The organism is Tenggerimyces flavus (genome assembly GCF_016907715.1).
GTDB lineage: Bacteria > Actinomycetota > Actinomycetes > Propionibacteriales > Actinopolymorphaceae > Tenggerimyces > Tenggerimyces flavus.
Map to the genome: position 1 here is coordinate 4225830 of NZ_JAFBCM010000001.1, position 16510 is coordinate 4242339.

Annotated in this window: 19 protein-coding genes; 14 read left to right on the plus strand and 5 right to left on the minus strand. The window is 68.9% G+C overall.

The window, feature by feature from the left end; translation table 11 throughout:
- Positions 1-56 precede the first annotated feature (56 nt).
- Complete coding sequence (locus JOD67_RS19720; protein ID WP_205119074.1) at positions 57-2114, plus strand: YncE family protein; 2058 nt, start codon at positions 57-59, stop codon at positions 2112-2114.
- Between the two features lie 180 nt (positions 2115-2294).
- On the opposite strand, the gene JOD67_RS19725 is transcribed toward JOD67_RS19720, so the two are convergent.
- Complete coding sequence (locus tag JOD67_RS19725; protein WP_205119075.1) at positions 2295-3086, minus strand: ABC transporter permease; 792 nt, start codon at positions 3084-3086, stop codon at positions 2295-2297.
- Positions 3083-4021, minus strand: coding sequence for an ABC transporter ATP-binding protein (locus tag JOD67_RS19730; protein ID WP_307782461.1), 939 nt, complete (start codon positions 4019-4021; stop codon positions 3083-3085). Before JOD67_RS19730 ends, JOD67_RS19725 begins: the two co-directional genes overlap by 4 nt.
- 564 nt (positions 4022-4585) lie before the next feature.
- On the opposite strand from JOD67_RS19730, the gene JOD67_RS19735 reads away from it, so the two are divergent.
- The 12 genes from JOD67_RS19735 to JOD67_RS19790 all read left to right on the plus strand — a co-directional run bounded on the left by JOD67_RS19735 (position 4586) and on the right by JOD67_RS19790 (position 13758).
- A complete protein-coding gene (locus tag JOD67_RS19735) occupies positions 4586-5311 on the plus strand; it encodes a helix-turn-helix transcriptional regulator (protein WP_205123076.1) in 726 nt (241 codons plus the stop codon).
- On the plus strand, positions 5308-6720 hold the full coding sequence (gene sufB / locus JOD67_RS19740) for a Fe-S cluster assembly protein SufB (RefSeq protein ID WP_205119076.1): 1413 nt from the start codon (positions 5308-5310) through the stop codon (positions 6718-6720). The genes JOD67_RS19735 and sufB overlap by 4 nt, the downstream gene beginning before the upstream one ends.
- 50 nt (positions 6721-6770) lie before the next feature.
- Positions 6771-7955 (plus strand): Fe-S cluster assembly protein SufD, encoded by a 1185-nt coding sequence (gene sufD / locus JOD67_RS19745; protein WP_205119077.1) that lies wholly within the window; start codon positions 6771-6773, stop codon positions 7953-7955.
- Positions 7952-8296 (plus strand): non-heme iron oxygenase ferredoxin subunit, encoded by a 345-nt coding sequence (locus JOD67_RS19750; RefSeq protein WP_205119078.1) that lies wholly within the window; start codon positions 7952-7954, stop codon positions 8294-8296. Before sufD ends, JOD67_RS19750 begins: the two co-directional genes overlap by 4 nt.
- Positions 8297-8299: 3 nt before the next feature.
- On the plus strand, positions 8300-9067 hold the full coding sequence (gene sufC / locus JOD67_RS19755; protein WP_205119079.1) for a Fe-S cluster assembly ATPase SufC: 768 nt from the start codon (positions 8300-8302) through the stop codon (positions 9065-9067).
- Positions 9068-9071: 4 nt separating this feature from the next.
- Positions 9072-10346 (plus strand): cysteine desulfurase, encoded by a 1275-nt coding sequence (locus tag JOD67_RS19760; protein WP_275577085.1) that lies wholly within the window; start codon positions 9072-9074, stop codon positions 10344-10346.
- Positions 10346-10801, plus strand: coding sequence for a Fe-S cluster assembly sulfur transfer protein SufU (sufU, locus tag JOD67_RS19765; RefSeq protein ID WP_205119080.1), 456 nt, complete (start codon positions 10346-10348; stop codon positions 10799-10801). The genes JOD67_RS19760 and sufU overlap by 1 nt, the downstream gene beginning before the upstream one ends.
- Positions 10798-11118, plus strand: coding sequence for a metal-sulfur cluster assembly factor (locus JOD67_RS19770; protein ID WP_205119081.1), 321 nt, complete (start codon positions 10798-10800; stop codon positions 11116-11118). The genes sufU and JOD67_RS19770 overlap by 4 nt, the downstream gene beginning before the upstream one ends.
- Positions 11115-11744 (plus strand): acVLRF1 family peptidyl-tRNA hydrolase, encoded by a 630-nt coding sequence (locus JOD67_RS19775; RefSeq protein ID WP_205119082.1) that lies wholly within the window; start codon positions 11115-11117, stop codon positions 11742-11744. The genes JOD67_RS19770 and JOD67_RS19775 overlap by 4 nt, the downstream gene beginning before the upstream one ends.
- Before the next feature lie 81 nt (positions 11745-11825).
- On the plus strand, positions 11826-12368 hold the full coding sequence (locus JOD67_RS41255) for a hypothetical protein (RefSeq protein ID WP_205119083.1): 543 nt from the start codon (positions 11826-11828) through the stop codon (positions 12366-12368).
- 73 nt (positions 12369-12441) lie between these two features.
- A complete protein-coding gene (locus JOD67_RS19785) occupies positions 12442-13242 on the plus strand; it encodes a calcium-binding protein (protein ID WP_205119084.1) in 801 nt (266 codons plus the stop codon).
- Between the two features lie 24 nt (positions 13243-13266).
- Positions 13267-13758, plus strand: a complete 492-nt coding sequence (locus JOD67_RS19790; protein WP_205119085.1) for a GNAT family N-acetyltransferase — start codon at positions 13267-13269, stop codon at positions 13756-13758.
- 7 nt (positions 13759-13765) lie between these two features.
- Here JOD67_RS19790 and JOD67_RS19795 read toward each other — a convergent pair whose 3' ends face one another.
- The 3 genes from JOD67_RS19795 to JOD67_RS19805 all read right to left on the minus strand — a co-directional run bounded on the left by JOD67_RS19795 (position 13766) and on the right by JOD67_RS19805 (position 16063).
- A complete protein-coding gene (locus tag JOD67_RS19795; protein ID WP_205119086.1) occupies positions 13766-14089 on the minus strand; it encodes a hypothetical protein in 324 nt (107 codons plus the stop codon).
- 395 nt (positions 14090-14484) lie between these two features.
- Complete coding sequence (locus JOD67_RS19800) at positions 14485-15453, minus strand: LLM class flavin-dependent oxidoreductase (RefSeq protein ID WP_307782462.1); 969 nt, start codon at positions 15451-15453, stop codon at positions 14485-14487.
- Positions 15374-16063 carry a TetR/AcrR family transcriptional regulator gene (locus JOD67_RS19805; RefSeq protein ID WP_205119088.1) on the minus strand — a complete coding sequence of 230 codons (690 nt, stop codon included), beginning with the start codon at positions 16061-16063 and terminating at the stop codon, positions 15374-15376. The genes JOD67_RS19800 and JOD67_RS19805 overlap by 80 nt, the downstream gene beginning before the upstream one ends.
- A gap of 55 nt (positions 16064-16118) precedes the next feature.
- Between JOD67_RS19805 and JOD67_RS19810 the strand changes: the two genes are divergently transcribed.
- Complete coding sequence (locus JOD67_RS19810; RefSeq protein ID WP_205119089.1) at positions 16119-16493, plus strand: hypothetical protein; 375 nt, start codon at positions 16119-16121, stop codon at positions 16491-16493.
- The last annotated feature ends 17 nt before the right edge of the window (positions 16494-16510 follow it).

Sequence of the window (16510 nt, forward strand, 5' to 3'; positions counted from 1 at the left end):
AGGACTCGTACGGTGACAGCGGAGGTCGGGTATCTCATGCGCAGGGGGCGATCCCAATGGCTGAGTTGAGACGACGCACGTTCCTCTCGGGCTCTGCGCTCGCGGCAGCGTCGTTCGTGGGTGCGGGAGCTCTCCCGAGCGCGGCGCGGGCGGAGGGCCTCACCGAGGCCGACTGCGTGCAGATCGAGCAGTTCGGGTACGCGAGCATCACCGCCTCGATCGCGGGCATGTGCGTGATCGGCGACAAGGTCTACACCGCGTCGCGCGGTCAGACGCCGCCGCTCATCGGCGAGATCGACATCAACACCAGGGCGCTGCTGCGCAAGTTCACGCTGCAGCGCGGCGAGGGCGCGTGGGCGACCACCGAGTCCGGCGGCAAGCTCTACATCGGCAGCTACCCCGACGCCGACTTCTACGAGTTCGACCCCGAGACCGCCGAGCTCACCCGGATCACGACGATGGGTCCGTTCGGCACGCTGATCTGGTGTCTCACGACCGCGCCCGACGGCGTGGTGTACGCGGGAACGGGACCGCCGCGCGGCGAGGTGTGGGAGTACAACCCCGCGACGAAGCAGGTCCGCAACTTCCGCAACATCGTGCCCGGCCAGCAGATCGTGCGCGGCATCGCGGCCGACGACAAGTACGTGTACGCGGGCTCGCTCGCGATCGGCTACCTCACCCGGATCGACCGGGTCACCGGCGAGAAGGTCAACATCGCGCCCGTTCCCAACCCCGCCGGCATCGGCGTCTGCCTCAAGGCCGGCGACCGCGTGCTCGCCGGCGCGGGGCCGACCGTGTTCGACGTACGTCCGGACGGCAGCGACGCGCACCTGGTCCGCATGCAGGACCGGCTCGTCGACATGCTCGCGGTCAACCCGCGCGACGACACGCTGTACGCGACCGGCCGCTCGTCCGGCTCGGTGCTCAAGCGGGTCGGCGACCAGCTGATCCCGATCGCGACCCCGGCGCCGCTCGACGAGCACCGCGGCCTGTTCTTCGTGGACGAGGGCCGCACCGCGCTCGGCGGCGCGGGCAACGGCGAGCTGTGGTGGCTCGACATGGACACCCGCGAGTCGACCACGCTCGACCTCGTCAACACCGGCTTGGCAGGACCGGAGTCCGTGCAGTCGATCACGACCGGGCCGGACGAGACCGTCTATGTCGGCGGGCAGTCCTGCATCATGATTCACCAGCCCGCGTTGGGTTTCCGGCGCCGGATCAAGATCCAGGGCGAGCCGAAGAAGCTGCTGTGGGTCAAGGACCGTCTGTACGCGGCGATGTACCCACGCGCCGAGGTGTACGAGATCGAGGTGCGCGGCGGGCGGCACCGTTCGCTCGGGCTGATGCGCAACGACCTCACCAGGCCACTCGACATGCGGTACCACGAGGAGTCGAACCAGCTGCTGGTCGGCATGGCGGCGATCAACGGCAAGCTCGACGGCGCATTGGTGTTCGTCGAGCCGCGGCGCGGCAACGTCGAGGTGCTGAAGGGCGTGATCCCGTACCAGTCGGTGACGTCGATCGCGATCGACGGCGACATCGCGTACCTGTCCGGCGACTGCGCCGGCGGTGGCGGCACGCCGATGGTGCGGCGGACGGCGGCGATCGCGGCGTTCGACCTGAAGACGCGGCAGGTGCTGTGGGAGGCAGAGCCGATCCCGAACGCGTCGCGGTTGGTGCACATCACGTACCTGGATGGGCTGATCTACGGCGTCTACCGGCTGCCGGGGCAGCAGTGGATGGTGTTCGACCCGGCGACGCGGACGGTGTTGCGGAGCGGGCCGCTGCAGACGTACGGCGAGGTGTACAAGCACCGCGGCAAGGTCTACGCGACGCAGTACGGCATCCCGCCGCTGCCCGGCGAGATCCTGCAGCTCGGTCCGGACCTGGCGCAGCCTCGCGTCGTGGCGACGAACCTCGGCGACGGCTTCTACAACGCGCCGCAGCTCGCGTTCGAGGCGGACAGCGACCACGCCTGGGCGTTGAAGGACCTCGAGCTGGCGCGCATCAACCTCGACCCCGCCTGCGCACCGGCGATCCAGCCGCGGTCGGTTGCCGAGCCGCCGCCGGCCGAGGCGTACGAGTGGCGCGACGTGCTGGGCCAGCCCGGCTAGGCCGTGTCTGTCAAAGATCGCCTGGCGCGCGACACCCCACATCCCGTCTGGACGCGGTGCACATCGTCACCCATATAAACAATATGAGTTCCTCCTGCACCACGCCCAGCCGGGCGCGGGGCGCCGCGCGCCATCGCGCTACGCGCGATGACCGGCGCTATTTGCCAGACACGGCCGCGGTCACTCCCACTTGAACGTGCGGGCGGTGGCGATGCCGCTGGCGAGGGCCCAGAGGAGGAGGACGCCGGCGGAGCCGGCCACCGTCGCCGCGGTGGCGGCGCCGGTGAACAGGCCGCGGAGGCCTTCGGCCAGGGCGCCCGAGGGGACCCAGCTGACGACGGCCTGCAGCGCCGTCGGGTACTCCGCGATCGGGACCACGGTCGCGCCGGCCAGCAGGAGCAGCAGGTAGCAGAGGTTCGCCGCCGCGAGCGTGGCCTCGGCGCGCAGGAGGCCGGCCATCAGCAGGCCGAGCGAGCTGAACGCCGCGGTGCCGGCCAGCACGAGCACGATGGCGCCGCCGATCGCGCCGGGGCCGCCCTGCGGGTGCCAGCCGAGGGCGAACGCGGCCAGCGTCAGCACCAGCAGCTGCAGGCACTCGACAAGGAGCACCGCGATCGTCTTCCCCGCGAGCAGCCCGACGCGGGGGAGTGGCGACACCCCGAGCCGCTTGATCACGCCGTACCGCCGTTCGAACGCCGTCGCGATCGCCAGCCCCGTGAACGACGTCGACATCACCGCCAGCGCCATCACCCCGGGTGCGAGCACGTCGATCTTGCGCGCGTCCCCGAGATCGATTCCCGGCGCGAGCACCCCGGCCACGAGCAGGAGGAGCGGAATCACCAACGCCAGCAGGAGTTGCTCGCCGTTGCGGAGCAGGAGCTTCGCCTCGAGCAGTCCCTGCGCGAGCACCATCCGGACCAGCGGTGCTCCGCCGGGGCGAGGAGTGAACGTTCCGGGCACGGTGGCGGTCATGTCCGGAGCTCCCGTCCGGTCAGCTCGAGGAACACGTCCTCGAGCGTGTGCCGTTCGACCGAGAGCCCGTCCGGCAGCACGCCGTTCGCCGCGCACCAGGCGGTGACCGTCGCGAGCAGCTGCGGGTCGACCTTGCCCTCGATCAGGTAGTTGCCCGGCGCGGCCTCCGACACCTTGCAGCCCTCGGGCAGCGCGGCGTGCAGCGAACGTACGTCGAGCCCGGACGGTCCGCGGAACCGCAGCGTGTTCTCGGCCCCGCGCGCGGTGAGCTCCTTGGGTGTCCCGGACGCGATCACCCGGCCGCGGTCGACCACGTACACCTGGTCGGCGAGCCGTTCCGCCTCGTCCATGTGGTGCGTGGTGAGCACGACCGTCACGCCGTCGCGGCGCAGGTCCTCGACCAGCTCCCAGGTCGCGTGCCTTGCCTGCGGGTCGAGGCCGGCGGTGGGCTCGTCGAGGAACACCAGCTCCGGCCGCCCGATGATGGACATCGCGAGCCCGAGCCGTTGCCGTTCGCCGCCGGACAGCCGCCGGTACGTCGTCCGCGCGCTCTGGCCGAGGCCGAGCCGTTCGACCAGCATGCCGACGTCCAACGGGTCCTTGTGCAGTTCGGCGAGGTGGCGAAGCATCTCCAGCGGCCGGATCCCGGACCAGGCGCCGCCCTCCTGCAGCATCACGCCCACCCGCGGCGCCAGCCGGTGCCGGTCGGCGATCGGGTCGAGGCCGAGCACGCTCACCAGCCCCTGCTGCGCGCGCCGGTAGCCCTCGCACGTCTCGATCGTCGTCGTCTTGCCGGCGCCGTTCGGGCCGAGGACTGCGGTGACGGTGGCCTTCGCCACCGTGAGCGACAGGTGGTCGACCGCCGTGACCGCGTTCTGACCGCGCCCGTAGCGCATGCCGAGATCTTCGACCTCGACTACCGGCGCCTCACCCACCCCTGAAGTCTAGGAACGCGCGCCGCCCACCGCTCACGGGGCACCTCCCTCCACCCCGCCACTTTGCCCATGAACGGGGCGTTCGGAGGCGAGGTCTGGTTGGGTCGGGGGCACCCTCGTCCGAACCTATGGGACCAGGGTGCCCCCGACCCAACCGATCAGCCACGTTCACGGCCCACCAGGGATACGCCGGCCGATTGGATGGCCGATTGGATGAAGGTGCCCTTCATCCAACCGGTGGCGGAGGGCGCTCGTGAGTTTGGTCGGGGTGGGCGTTCATGGCCCCCGCGCGACGTACCGGCCTATTCGATACAGGGACGCCCTCATGCGAAAACTGCGGGTCGCGAGGAGTCCGGCGGAGGTGATCCGTGCCACATGATCGGGACCCCGTTGTGGGACTCCGCGGGCCGTATCATGGATCATGGCAGGTCAGCGGCTTGTGGAGACTCACCAACAGTCGACCGCCTCCCAGGTGAGGTAAGGGTCACCTCATTTGTCTGGGAGTGGCATTAACAGCACAATGAAGTTGTGAAATACGCGCGCCCGGTCGACGCCCAGGCTGCCCTGGGTCAGAACGGCGCGCCCGAGGACGCTGAGCCCACGCGGGCGCGGGTCGCGAGGCTCATCCTCGAGCACGGTCCGCAGACCGCCGCCGCGCTCGCCGAGCGCCTGAACGTCACGCCCGCCGCGATCCGGCGGCACCTCGACGCGATGCTCGCCGAGGGCGTCGTCGAGTCCCGCGCCGAGCGCCTCAGGGGCCCGCGCGGCCGAGGCCGGCCGGCCAAGGTGTTCGTGCTGACCGATGCCGGACGCGACGCGTTCTATCAGTCGTACGACGACCTCGCGGTCAGGGCGCTCACGTTCATCCGCGACACCGGCGGCGAGCCCGCCGTGCACGAGTTCGCGCGCAGGCTGGTCGGACGGGTCGAGAATCGCTACCGCGAGCTCGCGGCGAACGGCCAAGAGGGAACAACCGCGCTCGCCGATGCGCTGACGCAAGACGGTTACGCCGCGAGTGTCGAGCCCGTCCTGAACGGCGAACAGCTCTGCCAACACCACTGCCCGGTGGCGCACGTCGCCGAGCAGTTCCCCCAGCTGTGCGAGGCCGAGACGGAGGTGTTCTCCCGAATCCTGGGACGACACGTCCAGCGCCTCGCCACGATCGCGCACGGCGACGGGGTCTGCACGACCCACGTACCGCACGTGAACAGCAACGACAGCACCGCAGGAACAGATAGCGAAGACACAGCCACGACCGGGACATCCCGGACTGGGAGGACTTCTTCATGACCACGACCGCGCATCCCGAGCTCGACGGGATTGGCCGTTACAAGTTCGGTTGGGCAGACTCCGACGCCGCCGGCGCCATCGCCAAACGCGGGCTGTCGGAGCAGGTCGTCCGAGAGATCTCCGCACTCAAGAACGAGCCCGACTGGATGCTCGACATGCGGCTGCGGGGTCTGAAGTACTTCTACCGCAAGCCGATGCCGACCTGGGGCGCCGACCTGTCGACGATCGACTTCGACAACATCAAGTACTTCGTCCGGTCGACGGAGAAGCAGGCCACCAGCTGGGAAGACCTGCCCGAGGACATCAAGAACACCTACGACAAGCTCGGCATCCCCGAGGCGGAGAAGCAGCGCCTCGTCGCCGGCGTCGCGGCGCAGTACGAGTCCGAGGTCGTCTACCACGCGATCCGCGAGGACCTCGAGGAGAAGGGCGTCCTCTTCCTCGACACCGACACGGCGGTCCGCGAGCACCCGGAGCTCTTCCAGGAGTACTTCGGCACGGTGATCCCGGCGGGCGACAACAAGTTCGCCGCGCTCAACACCGCGGTCTGGTCCGGCGGAAGCTTCATCTACGTGCCGAAGGGCGTGCATGTCGACATCCCGCTGCAGGCCTACTTCCGGATCAACACCGAGAACATGGGCCAGTTCGAGCGGACGCTGATCATCGTCGACGAGGACGCGTACGTGCACTACGTCGAGGGCTGCACCGCGCCGATCTACTCCAGCGACTCGCTGCACTCGGCGGTCGTCGAGATCATCGTGAAGAAGGGCGGCCGGGCCCGCTACACGACGATCCAGAACTGGTCGAACAACGTCTACAACCTCGTGACCAAGCGGGCGACCGCGGCCGAGGGCGCGACGATGGAGTGGGTCGACGGCAACATCGGCTCCAAGATCACGATGAAGTACCCCGCGATCTACCTGATGGGCGAGCACGCCAAGGGCGAGACGCTGTCGATCGCGTTCGCCGGCGAGGGCCAGCACCAGGACGCCGGCGCGAAGATGGTGCACTGCGCGCCGCGTACGTCCTCGTCGATCGTCTCCAAGTCGGTGGCGCGCGGCGGTGGCCGTACGTCGTACCGCGGTCTGATCGAGATCCAGGAAGGCGCCGACCACTCCAAGAGCTCGGTCAAGTGCGACGCCCTACTGATCGACACGGTGAGCCGCTCCGACACCTACCCCTACGTCGACGTCCGCGAGGACGACGTGGAGATGGCGCACGAGGCCACGGTCTCGAAGGTCACCGACGACCAGCTGTTCTACCTGATGAGCCGCGGCATGAACGAGGACGAGGCCATGGCGATGATCGTCCGCGGCTTCGTCGAGCCGATCGCGCGCGAGCTGCCGATGGAGTACGCGCTGGAGATGAACCGCCTGATCGAGCTGCAGATGGAGGGGGCCGTCGGCTAGTCACCGCCGACGACCTGTTGGGGAACGAGACGATAGAGAGCAACGAGGGAATGCCTGACCAGCTGACTACGCCCGCGGCCGGGAAGCCGGCGTCGCACCTGCACCCGGAGGGGTCGTTCGACCTCGCCGACCACCCGGTGCCGAACGGTCGCGAGGAAGTGTGGCGGTTCACCCCGATCAAGCGGTTGCGGGGTCTGCACGACTCCGCGCCGCTCGACGGGCACGACTACTCCGTCGACGTCACCGCGGACGAGGTCGTGCACGCGGCGTCGGTGTCCGTGGACCACCCGGCGCGCGGCTCCTCGGGGTACGTGCCGAGCGACCGGGTCAGCGCGCGGGCGTGGGAGGCGGCCGACAAGGTCTTCCTGATCACGATCCCCAAGGAGGCCGTGGTCGAGACGCCGACGGTCGTGACGCTGCGCGGCTCGAGCACCGCCACCGCGGCGGCCGGTCACCTGGTGATCGAGGCCGAGCCGTTCAGCCAGTCGACCGTTGTGCTCCAACACGAGGGCTCGGCGGTGTTCGCCGACAACGTCGAGATCGTGGTCGGCGACGGCGCCAAGCTCACCGTCGTCACCGTGCAGGACTGGGCCGACGACGCGGTGCACCACACCAGCCACCACGCGCGGGTCGGACGCGACGCCACGCTCAAGCACGTCGCGGTCTCGTTCGGCGGTGACCTGGTCCGGCTGAACGCCTCGGTGGACTACGCCAGCACCGGCGGCAACGTCGAGATGCTCGGCCTCTACTTCGCCGACGCAGGCCAGCACCTGGAGCACCGGCTGTTCGTCGACCACAACCAGCCGCACACCAAGAGCAACGTCGAGTACAAGGGTGCGCTGCAGGGCGAGAAGGCCGTCATCGTGTGGATCGGCGACGTGCTGATCCGCAAGGCGGCCGAGAACATCTCGACGTACGAGCACAACCGCAACCTGATGTTGACGGACGGCTGCCGCGCCCACTCGGTCCCCAACCTCGAGATCGAGACCGGTGAGATCGAGGGTGCCGGGCACGCGAGCGCCACTGGCCGGTTCGACGACGAGCAGCTGTTCTACCTGCAGTCGCGGGGAATCTCCGACGACGAGGCGCGCCGGCTGGTCGTGCACGGCTACTTCGCCGACCTGATCCGCCGGATTGGCGTTCCCGAGCTGCAGGACCGCCTGCTCGCCTCGGTCGAGGCCGAGTTGGAGAAGAACGTCGGACTCCCCGTCGCCTCCTCCGGAGTGGGTGCATGAGTGAGTTCACCAAGGCTTGCGCCCTCGACGACATCCCCGAGACCGGGGCGGTCGGCGTGACGGTCGGCGACACCCCGGTCGCCGTCGTCCGCAGCGAGGGCAACGTCTACGCGATCCACGACGTGTGCTCGCACGCGGAGGTCCAGCTGTCCGAGGGCGACGTCGAGGACGGCGAGGTCGAGTGCTGGTTGCACGGCTCGCGCTTCGACCTGCGTACGGGCAAGCCGACCGGACTGCCCGCGACCGAGCCCGTACCGGTCTACCCGGTCCAGATCGAGGGCGGCGACGTGCTCGTCGACGTCCACCACCCGTTGAACAACGCAACCCCGTTTGGAGCCTGACCGTTGAGCACGCTCGAGATCCGCGACCTGCACGTCTCCGTCGACACCGAGTCGGGTCCGAAAGAGATCCTGCGCGGAGTCGACCTCGCCGTGAAGTCGGGTGAGACGCACGCGATCATGGGCCCGAACGGCTCGGGCAAGTCCACGCTCGCGTACTCGATCGCCGGCCACCCGAAGTACCAGATCACCAAGGGCACCGTGACGCTCGACGGCCAGGACATCCTCGCGATGACCGTCGACGAGCGCGCCCGCGCCGGGCTGTTCCTCGCGATGCAGTACCCCGTCGAGGTCGCCGGCGTCTCGGTGTCGAACTTCCTCCGCACGGCGAAGACCGCGATCGACGGCAAGGCGCCCGCCCTGCGTACGTGGGTCAAGGACGTCAACGGCGCGATGGAACGCCTCGGCATGGGCACCGACTTCGGCAGCCGCAGCGTCAACGAGGGCTTCTCCGGTGGCGAGAAGAAGCGGCACGAGATCGTGCAGCTGGAGGTGCTCGACCCGAAGTTCGCGATCCTCGACGAGACCGACTCCGGCCTCGACATCGACGCGCTGAAGGTCGTGTCCGACGGCGTCAACCGCTTCCACGACAAGGGTGGCAAGGGCGTTCTGCTGATCACGCACTACACGCGGATCCTGCGCTACATCAAGCCCGACTACGTGCACGTGTTCGTCGACGGGCGCGTGGCCGAAGAGGGTGGCCCGGAGCTCGCCGAGAAGCTCGAGGCCGAGGGCTACGCGGCGTACGTCGCCACGGCGAAGGCAGGCGCATAGCGCGATGACCGCGACGACCGGGTTGGACCCACTGGAGCTGGATCGGATCCGCAAGGACTTCCCGATCCTGGAACGCATGCTGCCGAACGGCAAGCCGCTGGTCTACCTCGACAGTGCCAACACCTCGCAGAAGCCGCGCGCGGTGCTCGACACGATCGCCGAGCACTACGAACGCCACAACGCCAACGTGGCAAGGGCGATGCACACGCTCGGCGAGGAGGCGACGGCCGCCTTCGAGGGTGCTCGGACGAAGCTCGCGCAGTTCATCGGCGCGCCCAGCCGGGACGAGGTGGTGTTCACCAAGAACGCCTCCGAGGCGCTCAACCTGGTCGCGAACGTGCTGGCGTGGGCGGGGGAGCCGTACGGCGTCAAGGCCGGCGACGAGATCGTCGTCACCGAGATGGAGCACCACTCCAACATCGTCCCGTGGCAGCTGCTGTGTGAGCGTACGGGCGCGAAGCTGCGGTGGTTCGGCTTCACCGACGAGGGCCGGCTCGACCTGTCCACGATCGACGAGCTGATCAACGAGCGCACGAAGGTCGTGTCGCTGGCGTACGTCTCCAACATGCTCGGGACCATCAACCCGGTCACGGAGATCGCCCGCCGCGCGCACGAGGTCGGCGCGCTGGTGGTCGCGGACGCGTCGCAGGCGGTGCCGCAGCTGCCCGTCGACGTCTCGACGCTCGGCGTCGACTTCCTCGCGTTCACCGGGCACAAGATGTGCGGCCCGACCGGCATCGGCGTGCTCTGGGGCCGGCGCGAGCTGCTGGAGCAGCTGCCGCCGTTCCTCGGTGGCGGGGAGATGATCGAGGTCGTACGCATGGAGCGTTCGACGTACTCGCCTCCGCCGCACAAGTTCGAGGCGGGCACGCCCCCCATCGCGCAGGCGATCGGGCTCGGTGCGGCCGTCGACTACCTGTCCACGATCGGCATGGAGAACGTCGCCGCGCACGAGCGCGAGGTCACGGCGTACGCGCTCGAGGGGCTCAAGTCCGTGGGTGGCTTGACGATTCTCGGGCCGAACGAGCCGGTCGACCGGGGCGGCGCGATCAGCTTCGAGCTCGACGGCGTGCACCCGCACGACATCGCCCAGGTGCTGGACGAGCTGGGGATCGCCGTACGAGCCGGGCACCACTGCGCGTGGCCCGCGCACCGCCGGCTCGGCGTGCAGGCGTCCACGCGCGCGTCGTTCTACCTGTACACCTCGACCGGGGAGATCGACGCGCTGGTCGACGGGCTGGACCAGGTGAAGAAGTTCTTCCGAGTCGGTGAGGGCTGATGCAGGTCGAACAGCTCTACCAGGACATCATTCTGGACCACTACAAGCACCCGCACGGCAAGGGCTTGCGGGAGCCGTTCGAGGCCGAGGTCTACCATGTCAACCCGACCTGCGGCGACGAGGTGACGCTGCGCGTGCACGTCGCGAACGGCGTCGTGGCGGACGTGTCGTACGAGGGCCAGGGCTGCTCGATCAGCCAGGCTTCGGCGTCGGTCATGTACGACCTGATCAGCGGCAAGAGCGTCGACGTGGCGATGAAGCTGCACGACGAGTTCCTCACGCTGATGCAGTCCAAGGGCCAGATCGAGCCGAACGAGGACGTGCTGGAGGACGGGATCGCGTTCGCCGGCGTGTCGAAGTACCCGGCGCGGATCAAGTGCGCGCTGCTCGCCTGGATGGCGTGGAAGGATGCGACGCTGCAGGCTGTTGGTGCAGCCGAGGGAGGCAAGTCATGAGCGATGCTGTGAAGACCACCGACGACGACGTTCTCGAAGCCCTGAAGGACGTGGTCGACCCCGAGTTGGGCATCAACGTCGTGGACCTCGGGCTGATCTATGGCGTCGCGCTCGAGGACAACTCGGTGACGATCGACATGACGCTGACGTCGGCGGCGTGCCCGTTGACCGATGTGATCGAGGATCAGACGCAGATCGCGCTGGACGGCCTGGTCGAGTCGTTCCGGATCAACTGGGTCTGGATGCCGCCGTGGGGTCCGGACAAGATCACCGATGAGGGTCGCGAGCAGTTGCGGGCGCTCGGCTTCAACGTGTGAGAGAGCTGACGGTCGGCGTCGCGCGCCTGTCGCGTTGGCTTGCCGGGTTCGGCGAACGGCACGGCGAGGTTTCGTTCGAGGCGGCGCCGTTGGAGGTCGTGGTGACGGCCGCCGACGGCGCCGTCGCCGTGTTCGAGGTGCCGTTCGCGCCTTTGTCGGTTGCTGATTCGCCGTACGGCGGGCTGGTCGAGCACGCGACGCGGGACCGGCGGGTGGGTGTGCTGCTCGTGCGGCGCGGTGGCTATGCGGCCGGCGTCTTCGAGGGGTCGAAGCTGCTGGTCTCCAAGGTGGGGTCGCGGCACGTGCAGGGACGTACGGCGGCCGGCGGGTGGTCGCAGCAGCGGTTCGCGCGGCGCCGGGAGAAGCAGGCTCGCGAGGCGATGGAGTCCGCGGCCGACGTGGTGGCCCGGGTGCTGCTGCCCGAGGTGCGTTCGTTGGACGCCGTGATCGTCGGTGGTGACCGGCCGTCGGTGGCGGCCGTACTCGACACGCCGCGGCTGGCGCCGCTGAAGGCGCTCGTGGTGCCGCCGCATCTGAACGTTCCGGACCCTCGGCACGCCGTGCTGCAACGCACGCCGGACGACTTCCGCGTTGTCCGAATCCGGCTGACCGAGCCGGGGGATTGAACCGGCGCGGCTTCCCACCCGTGTCCGCATCGGGATCAGGGCGTCGTAGGCAACCAGCCAACGTCCCCTGGAGGACAACAGATGCTTCGATCCACCAAGGCCCTCGCTGTCGCGGGCGGCCTGCTTTTGGCGCTCGGCCTCGCCAGTCCGTCGTACGCCGCCAGCACCTCGTCGGTCTGGGTCGACGAGGACCTCGTCCGCTTCGACGGCGCGCGGGCGGTGGGCAGTGCGGTCACCGTCGTACAGAACGGGTTCACCGTCGTGGTCACCGACTCTGCCGCTCCGCTGGTCGTCGGCGAGGGTTGCGTGCCGCTGGACGCCCACCGGGCTCGCTGCGAAGGTGCGCAGGCGGTGTCGCTGCACCTGTGGGACGGCGACGACGTGTTGGACGCCGCCGCGACGACGCGTCAGGTCATCGCCGACCTCGGGTTCGGCAACGACGAAGCGGTCGGCGGCGCGGGCTTCGACACCCTGACCGGCGGCCCAGGCGACGACGACCTGAACGGCGGCGCGGGCAACGACGTCCTCAACGCTCGCGACAACCGCGGCGGTGACGTGACCGACGGCTCGCTCGGAGTCGACGTCTGCCTCACCGATCCCGGCGACATCCGGGTGAGCTGCTGAACCATCGCGTCGAGCCGAGCGTGTCAACGGGTGGGACCTGGGCGAGGGCTTTCTGCTCACCTTGGGAGCGTCCATGGCACGTCCGTTTCTCGCTCGGCTCGTCGCTCTGTGCTCGATCACCGCTGGCATCGCCGTCTCGCTGACAGGTCCGGCTGCCGCATCGCCTCCTCTGTCGTACGTCTTCTCCGAGGACTTCCTCACCGTGCGGTTCGACTCGTACGGCCCCGCCGCCAACGAGCTGACGGTAGTGGAGGGGAACGGCGTGATCACGCTCCACGATCCGCTGACGTCGATCGTGCCCGGTGAGGGCTGTGTGGCCACCGATGGCGCGTCGCACACCGTCGTCTGCGAGGGACTGACGTCGATCGTCAACCTGTGGGGCGGAAACGACGTTCTCGACGCCACCGCGACGCGCGGTGTGATCGGAGATCTCGGCGACGGTGACGATGTCGCGTACGGCGGCCGGGAACGGGACTCGCTGTCGGGCGGCCGCGGCTCCGATCTGCTGTCCGGTGGTCCTGGCGGCGACTCGTTGGCCGGAGATCCCGGGGCCGACGAGATCGTCGGTGGTCCCGGCTTCGACCTCGCGCTCTACAACCTCTACAAGGTTCCGGTGACCGCCGATCTCGACGCGGAGACTGGCGACGACGGTGCCGCTGGCGAGGGCGACACGATCCGTACCGACGTCGAGGGACTGGTCGGCGGGTTCGCGAACGACACGTTGACCGGTGGGTCTGGGCCGAACTGGCTGCTCGGCGCGAACGGCGACGACCTTCTCTCGGTACGCGACGGCGTGGGCGGGGACTCGGTCGACGGTGGGCTCGGCAAGGACGTGTGCCTCACCGACCCTGGCGATGTGCGGGTGAGCTGCTGACCGGAAGGGCTATCGTCACGCGGCATGACGATCGCGCTTCGACCGCTCGCCGTTTCCGACTGGGAAGCCGTGCACTCGTGGGCCCAGCTGGAGGAGTCGTGCCGCTACCAGGCGTGGGGTCCGAACACGCCTGAGGAGACGCGGGCGTACGTGGAGGCCGCCGTCGCGGCGTGGTCGCAGTCCCGGTTCATCCACGCGATCCTCGAGGACTCGCAGGTGATCGGGACCGCTGAGCTGAAGCTGTCGGGTGGGCGAACGGGCGAGATCGCGTACCTCGTCCACCCGGCGCGCTGGGGCCGGGGGATCGCCACCTCGGCCGCCCGGCTGCTGCTCGAGCTCGGCTTCGGTTCGCATCAGTTGCACCGCATCTTCGCCACCTGCGACCCCCGCAACGAGGCGTCGGGCCGGGTGCTGACGAAGCTCGGCATGACGTACGAGGGTCGGATGCGCGAGACGCTGTGGATCCGCGACGGCTGGCGCGACTCGGACCTCTACGCGATCCTCGAGTCCGACTAACCCGTGATCATGGCTCTTGGGGGCGGCGGTCGAGGGCGTCGTAGTGGGCGGAGCGTTCGTCGAACCTCACGAGGACTGCCTGGGCCGCCTGCGGCACGTGGGCGAGGTCGTACTCCTCACCCATGAAGGATGTGATCGCATCGAGGTCGTCGAACCACATCAGCGTGACGAACTCGACCTCCTCGCCGGCCTCGCGCCGCAGCAAGTCGATGTGCTGGAAGCCAGGGATCCGTCGGGCCTCGATGCCGGGGATCACCTCGCCGCGGACGACGGCCTCGTACGCGTCCGCGTTCTCCGGTGTCGTCCAGCCCCGCCACAGCCTGCAGATCATTCCGGTCTCCCATCATGTTCCAGGTCCAACGTCCCAAGATGGTCACGGAACCCCGTCATGGTTTCAGCGTTCTCCGCCGTTATGGCGCCAAGGTCAGCGGTGGCGAGATTCCGCGGTAGCAAGTCGAGATCGGCGGCTCGCATACCCCGCTGTTTCCTTCTGCCTCCTTAGCAATAGACCGCTCAATCCTGGCTATGACATCGGCGTCCGGAGGGCGCGCAGCGAAGACCGCGAGTTTCGTTCTCGGCTCGCGATGCCAATCGCGACCGCGAGACGTTGTGGATCCGCGCGATCCTCGAGTCCGACTGACTCGTGATCATGTACGTGATCGTGAAACCAGAGTGGTCGTATACACCACTCCGCCTTCATGATCACGTACATGATCACCGCCGGGGTCAGCGCTTGAGGAGGGCGGTGGCCTCGGCGACGAGGTCGACGAGCTTGGTGGTGGAGGGCTCGGTCGAGCAGACGATCTCGGAGATGCCCTCGGCCTCCCACTTGGCGAACGTCTCGGCGAGGAACGCCGCGTCGCCGCGGAGGGTGCGGTCGTTCTCGTCGGCGTCCGACTTGGGCTCGCCGACGAGCAGGCCGACCGTACGCCGGAGGGTCGCGGGGTCGCGGCCGATCTTCTCGCAGGCCTGCGTCAACGCGTTGTTGACATCGAGGTAGCGCTCCGTGGGCTGGCCGAACCAGGCGAGGTTCCAGGTGTCCGCGTACTTCGCCGTGAGCTCGAGCATGCGCGGGCCCTTCGACGCGACGAGGATCTCCGGCGCCTTGCGGCCGGGACGGTCGCGGATCGGCGCCTCGTCGGCCTGGTTGTGCTGGCCGTTCAGCGTGGCGCGCCCGTCGCGCAGCATCGTCGTGGTGATCTCCAGCGCCTCGGCGAACGAGGACACACGCTGCTTGAACGGGATGCCGAACGCGGTGAACTCGGGCAGGTGCCAGCCGGCGCCGAGGCCGAGCACGAGGCGGTTGTTGCTGATGTCCTGCACAGTGTCGGCCATCCGGGCCAGCACGCCGGGGTTGCGGAACGGCGTCGCGAGCACGAGCACGCCGAGCGAGATGCGTTCGGTCGCCTCGGCCAGTGCAGTGAGGACGCTCCAGGCCTCCCAGGGTGAGTCGGCGGAGCTCTCCGGCTTGTCGCCGACGAGGTGGTCGTACGTCCAGACCGCGTCGAGTCCGGCCGCTTCCGCGTGCAGCGTGAGCGCGCGAATCTCGGCGTACGGCAGAGGTACGCCGGGCTCCAGCTCGTCGCCCATCGGAAGAATGAGGCCAATCCGCATTTCAGTCCCTTCCCAACAGCATGTCGAGGCCGAACTCGAACCTAGCTTGGGCGGTCTCGGCGTTGAAGTACTTTCCGGCATCGCGCAGGTAACGGAACGACTCCGCCGGCAGGCTCGCGATGTAGTCCTGGACCTGCTGTCCGCGCCGTGCCGCCTCGGCCTGGTCGAGGTCGCCGGCCTGCCAGCTGCTGCCCTCGTACGCGACAGCCTTGGTGTAGAGCGAGAGCGCGTCGAACGCGTACGCCGCGGGCCCCTCGTCGTACCCGCCGGCGTGCAGGAGGGCGAGGATCGCCTCGCCGTGCCGGAGCGCGTTCGGACCGACTGGGACCATCGTCGTCCAGGCGACCCTCGCGATGCCCTGGTGCTGGAGCATCGCTCCGAGCTGGTCGCGCAGAAGCTGCTTGAGCTGGTCCTTCCACCTCGCGGCGTCGGGCTGGGGGAGCGTGACCTCGCCGAGGACGCGGTCGTACATCAGCTCGTGCAGCTCCTCCTTGTGCGCGACGTGCACGTACAGCGACGCGGGTCCGGTCTCGAGCGCCTCGGCGACGCGGCGCATGGTGACGTTGTCGATGCCCTCTTCGCCGAGGATCGCGAGCGCGGTGGCGACGATCAGCTCCTGCGAGAGCGGCGCCTTGTGCGCGCGGCGCTTGGCCTTGCGTTCACGCCAGGGTGGGATCGCTGCGTCGGTCATGGGCGAACATCGTACCTTGTTGCGAACGTTGTTCGTTCATGGAACGATGTTCGTCATGAAGAAGCTCATGGTCGCGGTGATCGGCGGACTCGACGCACCCGCGGCGGCGGTGTCGGAGCTGGTGCTGACCGACCTTTCAGCCGCGACGGGCGGTCGGTACACGCCGACGGTCGAGGTGGACGGCGCACGGACGACGTACGCGATCCAGGGCGGCTGGTGGTACCGCGGCGAGTACACGATCGAGCCCGACGACCAGGGCGGGACCCGCTTCACCCACCGCGTCTACAACGTCGCCTCGTGGATGCGCTGGGCCGTGCCGCTGGCGAACAAGGGCTTCGTCGGCTTCCGCGAGACGACCCGCCGGGGGATCAAGGCCCAGCTCGACCGCCTGGGCGAGCGCCTCGCCTGCCGCACCTGGCTGGAGTCCTGACCGGCGTTTGAATGAAG

Bases quoted from the DNA above. Each gene is read 5' to 3' on its own strand.
- JOD67_RS19720 (WP_205119074.1), top strand. From the start codon at position 57: ATGGCTGAGTTGAGACGACGCACGTTCCTCTCGGGCTCTGCGCTCGCG.
- JOD67_RS19725 (WP_205119075.1), bottom strand. From the start codon at position 3,086: ATGACCGCCACCGTGCCCGGAACGTTCACTCCTCGCCCCGGCGGAGCA.
- sufB (WP_205119076.1), top strand. From the start codon at position 5,308: ATGACCACGACCGCGCATCCCGAGCTCGACGGGATTGGCCGTTACAAG.
- sufD (WP_205119077.1), top strand. From the start codon at position 6,771: ATGCCTGACCAGCTGACTACGCCCGCGGCCGGGAAGCCGGCGTCGCAC.
- JOD67_RS19750 (WP_205119078.1), top strand. From the start codon at position 7,952: ATGAGTGAGTTCACCAAGGCTTGCGCCCTCGACGACATCCCCGAGACC.
- JOD67_RS19760 (WP_275577085.1), top strand. From the start codon at position 9,072: ATGACCGCGACGACCGGGTTGGACCCACTGGAGCTGGATCGGATCCGC.
- sufU (WP_205119080.1), top strand. From the start codon at position 10,346: ATGCAGGTCGAACAGCTCTACCAGGACATCATTCTGGACCACTACAAG.
- JOD67_RS19770 (WP_205119081.1), top strand. From the start codon at position 10,798: ATGAGCGATGCTGTGAAGACCACCGACGACGACGTTCTCGAAGCCCTG.
- JOD67_RS41255 (WP_205119083.1), top strand. From the start codon at position 11,826: ATGCTTCGATCCACCAAGGCCCTCGCTGTCGCGGGCGGCCTGCTTTTG.
- JOD67_RS19785 (WP_205119084.1), top strand. From the start codon at position 12,442: ATGGCACGTCCGTTTCTCGCTCGGCTCGTCGCTCTGTGCTCGATCACC.
- JOD67_RS19790 (WP_205119085.1), top strand. From the start codon at position 13,267: ATGACGATCGCGCTTCGACCGCTCGCCGTTTCCGACTGGGAAGCCGTG.
- JOD67_RS19795 (WP_205119086.1), bottom strand. From the start codon at position 14,089: ATGATCTGCAGGCTGTGGCGGGGCTGGACGACACCGGAGAACGCGGAC.
- JOD67_RS19800 (WP_307782462.1), bottom strand. From the start codon at position 15,453: ATGCCGGAAAGTACTTCAACGCCGAGACCGCCCAAGCTAGGTTCGAGT.
- JOD67_RS19805 (WP_205119088.1), bottom strand. From the start codon at position 16,063: ATGACCGACGCAGCGATCCCACCCTGGCGTGAACGCAAGGCCAAGCGC.
- JOD67_RS19810 (WP_205119089.1), top strand. From the start codon at position 16,119: ATGAAGAAGCTCATGGTCGCGGTGATCGGCGGACTCGACGCACCCGCG.